The sequence below is a fragment of the Mesorhizobium carmichaelinearum genome, assembly GCF_900199455.1.
Taxonomy (GTDB): domain Bacteria; phylum Pseudomonadota; class Alphaproteobacteria; order Rhizobiales; family Rhizobiaceae; genus Mesorhizobium; species Mesorhizobium carmichaelinearum.
In genome coordinates this window covers 1-4,336 of the sequence record NZ_FZQR01000090.1, presented here as the reverse complement: position 1 = coordinate 4,336, position 4,336 = coordinate 1, and the positions used below count along the sequence as shown (strand labels likewise).

Annotated in this window: 2 protein-coding genes and 1 pseudogene; 2 read left to right on the top strand and 1 reads right to left on the bottom strand. The window is 63.2% G+C overall.

What is annotated here, in order from left to right; genetic code table 11:
• The first annotated feature begins 194 nt into the window (after nt 1-194).
• Together istA and istB are read left to right on the top strand one after the other, a co-directional pair.
• Nucleotides 195-1,761 (top strand): annotated as a pseudogene (gene istA / locus CKW40_RS41950) (IS21 family transposase).
• On the top strand, nt 1,694-2,422 hold the full coding sequence (gene istB / locus CKW40_RS41945) for an IS21-like element helper ATPase IstB (protein ID WP_027038551.1): 729 nt from the start codon (nt 1,694-1,696) through the stop codon (nt 2,420-2,422). The pseudogene istA and the gene istB overlap by 68 nt, the downstream one beginning before the upstream one ends.
• 145 nt (nt 2,423-2,567) lie before the next feature.
• Here istB and CKW40_RS41940 read toward each other — a convergent pair whose 3' ends face one another.
• The gene (locus tag CKW40_RS41940; RefSeq protein ID WP_095205339.1) at nt 2,568-4,124 is read right to left on the bottom strand and encodes an ISL3 family transposase; all 1,557 of its coding nucleotides are present in this window, start codon (nt 4,122-4,124) and stop codon (nt 2,568-2,570) included.
• Between the last annotated feature and the right edge of the window lie 212 nt (nt 4,125-4,336).

The following is a 4,336-nucleotide window of genomic DNA, read 5'->3' as shown; positions in this document are numbered from 1 at the left end:
AGGGGCAGATTACCAAACTCAAGCTCGTGAAACGCCAAATGTACGGCCGAGGAAAGCTCGACCTGCTCCAGGCCCGGGTCATTGGCGCTGCGTAGGACTAGTCACCACCAAAATTGCGTCAGAGCCCAATTTTGACCCCCCTGATGCTTTGATTTGCGACCATCAGCTCGTCGTAGCGAGCGGATGGTGTGGGGATGAAGTCGGTGGATACGATTGCCCGGGTTCGGCGCGCCTTCCATGTGCAGGGATGGTCGCTCAAGCGGATTTGCCGCGAACTGCATGTGTCGCGGAACACCGTCCGCAAGATTCTCAGATCCGATGAGACATCGTTCTCCTACGAACGCGAGCGGCAGCCCAAGCCGAAGATCGGTCCGTGGCAGGATCAGCTTGACGGGTTTTTGAATGGCAACCGTGGCAAGGCGGCGCGCGAGCAACTGACACTGATCCGGATTTACGAAGAGCTTTGCAGCCTCGGCTACGAGGGAGGCTATGACGCCGTCCGCCGATACGCGAAGAGCTGGGCGAAGGCGCAGGGGTCGGCGATGTCGGACGCCTATGTGCCGCTGTTCTTCGCGCCGGGCGAGGCCTACCAGTTCGACTGGAGCCACGAGATCGTCCTGATCAACGGCGTGACAGTGACCGTGAAGGTCGCCCATGTCCGGCTCTGCCACAGCCGCATGATGTTCGTCAGGGCCTATCCGCGGGAGACGCAGGAGATGGTGTTCGACGCGCACGACCGGGCCTTTGCCTTCTTCGGTGGCGCCTGCATGCGCGGCATCTACGACAACATGAAGACGGCGGTGGAAACGATCTTCGTTGGCAAGGACCGACAATACAATCGCCGCTTCATGCAGATGTGCAGCCACTATCTGGTGCAGCCGGTCGCCTGCACGCCGGCGTCGGGCTGGGAGAAAGGTCAGGTCGAGAACCAGGTCGGGCTGGTGCGCGAGCGCTTCTTCACGCCCAGGCTGCGCTTCAAGACCTATGAGGAGCTGAACGCCTGGCTGCATGACAAGTGCGTCGCCTACGCCAAGGCGCACCGTCACATCGAACAGCCGGAACGAACGATCTGGAACGTGTTCGAGGAGGAGCGCGGCAAGCTGGTCGAATACCGCGGCCCCTTCGACGGATTCCATACGGTGCCGGCCTCGGTGTCGAAGACCTGCACAGTTCGCTTCGACAACAACAAATACTCGGTGCTGTCGACCGCCGTCGGCCGCCCGGTCGAGATCCATGCCTATGTCGGCAAGATCGTCATCCGCCAGGACGGCGTGGTCGTCGCCGAACATGCCCGCTCCTTCGGCCGCAACGAGACGGTCTACGATCCCTGGCACTATGTTCCGGTCCTCGCTCGCAAGCCCGGTGCACTGCGCAACGGTGCGCCCTTCCAGAGCTGGGTTCTGCCCTCGGCGATAGAGCGTATCCGACGCAGATTGAAGGCGGCGCATGACGGCGATCGGCAGATGGTGTCGATCCTGGCCGCGGTATTGACCGACGGCATCGATGCCGTGGAGGCCGCCTGCCAGGAAGCGCTCGACCAGAATGTCTGCTCCGCCGCCGTCATCATCAACATCCTGGCGCGGCGGCGCGATCCGGCGCCGGCCGCCACCATTCTCACCCCGGACGCTCTTCGCCTGCAGCACGAGCCGCAGGCCGACTGCGCCCGCTACGACAGCCTCAGGAGGGCAAGCTGATGGAACGCACGCAGGTTCTGGAACTAATGGGGACGCTGAAGCTCTACGGGATGCGCGGCGCCTATGACGAGGTCATGGCGACAGGCATCAAGCGCCAGCACGAGCCGCCGAGGATCGTCGGCGATCTGCTGTCGGCCGAGATCGCCGAGAAGCAGGCCCGCTCCATCAAATACCAGCTCACTGTCGCCAAGCTGCCGATCGCCAAGGACATCGATGAGTTCGACTTCGACGGCACGCCGGTCAACGAGGTGCTGGTCCGGGACCTTGCCAACGGCACCTTCGTCGCCGACCAGCGCAACGCCGTGCTCATCGGCGGCACAGGAACCGGCAAGTCGCATCTCGCAATCGCCATTGCCCGCGCCCTGATCCGCAACGGCTCACGTGGCCGCTTCTTCAACGTCGTCGATCTCGTCAACCGGCTCGAGACCGAGCACCGCGGCGGCAAGCAGGGCCGTATCGCCGATTACCTCACCCGGCTCGACTTCGTCGTGCTCGATGAACTCGGGTATCTCCCGTTCGCACAAGCCGGCGGGCAATTGCTCTTCCACCTGATCAGCAGGCTCTACGAGCGCACCTCCATTATCGTCACCACGAACCTGGCGTTCGGCGAATGGCCCGCCGTCTTCGGCGACGCCAAGATGACGACAGCGCTGCTCGACCGTCTCACCCATCATTGCGAGATCATCGAGACCGGAAACGAATCCTGGCGCTTCAAGAACCGCGCCTGATCACCCCATCAAGCTGCCAAGCGCCATCCGCGCTCGCCCGGGCTGCGCAACCCTGACCAGCTCCGCCCGGGCGAACGCTGACCGCCGCGCATTACATAAGGGGGGTCAAAATTGGGCTCTGACGCAATTTTGGTGGTGACTAGTGCTACGCAGCGCCAATGACCCGGGCCTGGAGTAGGTCGAGCTTTCCTCGGCCGTACATTTGGCGTTTCACGAGTTTGAGTTTGGTAATCTGCCCCTCGGTTTGGCCATTGGACCAGGGAGATGTAATCGCCGCGCTCACGGCCGCTCGGTCCTTGACGACGCCGTTGGCGAAGGGGGCGACTAGGCCGGATCGAGCTTGCTCCAGCCATGGCTCAAGATCGACGAGAGACTTCTTGCGGATCATGGCCTGGAAGGCGGCGATGATTTCCCTGGCGTCTACCAGCTGGGGCACGCCGCCCTCGATCGCCGCGACAATGACGGTTTCGGACTTGGAGAGGTTATCGCGACCGATGGTCATAAGCCGCGCAACGGTCCGCGCCGAGGGCGCCCGGCTCAAGGCGGCGCCGTCGACCTTTTCCGCCTTCCGACGGCGCGTGGTCCACTCGGTGACAACCCGAAGGCTGCCGCGGAACCCTTGGACCGCGAGCCGTCGCCACAGCTCGGCGCCGTTCCGCTGTCCGGCCGACCACTGGGCGTCAAGCCATGGCAGGTACAGTTCGAGCGAGCTCTCGCGGACGCGGAAGACATCCGAGCGTTGACCACGCAGCACGCGACGAACCAGACCTCGGCTGTACCCGGTCCGGCGAACGATCTCCTTAATCGTCACTCCGGCCTTGGCCAGGCCGAGAATGGCGGCGTTGGTGTCTTCGCGGTGAAGATATCCCTCATATTGGATGCGCTCGGCGGCGGTGAGCAGGTCGGGATTGATCGTGGTGGCGCCGATCGCGGTCCGAATCTGGCGCATGGATTTGCGCACGGCGTCGAGGAAGGCGCGGCTGGCGTTCTCCATCAAGTGCCAACGGTCGGCCACCTGGGTCGCCTTCGGCAGCGCCTTGGCTGCAGCCATCGCGTAGCCGCCGCCGCGGTCGCGCGCGACAATGCTGATCTGAGGCTGATCGGAGAGCCAGGCCTGGGCCGTCGCTGGCTCCCGGTCAGGCAGCAATGCGATGGTCTTGCGTCGCTCCAGGTCGCAGATGATGGTCCCATAGCGTTGGTTGCGTCGCCAAGCCCAGTCGTCGATCCCGATGATGGTCGGCGGAACAAAACGCGGGCTGCCGCGCCGCCGCACGACACGCAGCAGGGTGTCGTTGCTCACCGGCAGCATCAGCCTCTGGGCGAAGCTCGCTGCCGGACGCCCGCCGAGAACAAGCCCAAGATGATGGACGATATCATCGAGGCGAGCGGTTCGTCGGGCCCATGGCGCGAGGACGTCCTCGTCAAAGCGCTCGGCAAAGATTCGCCGGCCGCAAAGCACCGCGTCGCAGTGGAACCGGCGTACTATTACGACCAGCAGAACAGGCTTGCCCGCCATGGGCAGATCCGCCAAACGCCGCGGATACCGGCTGTGGATCCGCACTGATCTCGTTCCACAGCCCGGACAGGCGCTCGCGATGCTTAAAGGACGGACCGTGATTAGCGTCGCGTCGGCGCCACTGGCGGCATCATCGACCACAAAGCCGCGAGGGACGAGGGTCGATGGTCGGAGGTTCTGGCCCATAGCACTGATTCCTCTGTCTGAAATCGGTACCAACCAAACCCGAATGTCATCAAAAGTGAGTCAGAGCCAAAATTGGACGCCGATCTGGAGTGAACCCCACCGGCTGGACCAGGCGATGCCGCCAAACTAAGCCGCCTTCCGGGCAAGTTGGATTTCAAATTCCTGTGGTGATCGATAGCCAATGGATGAGTGCAGCCGTTTCGAGTTGTAGA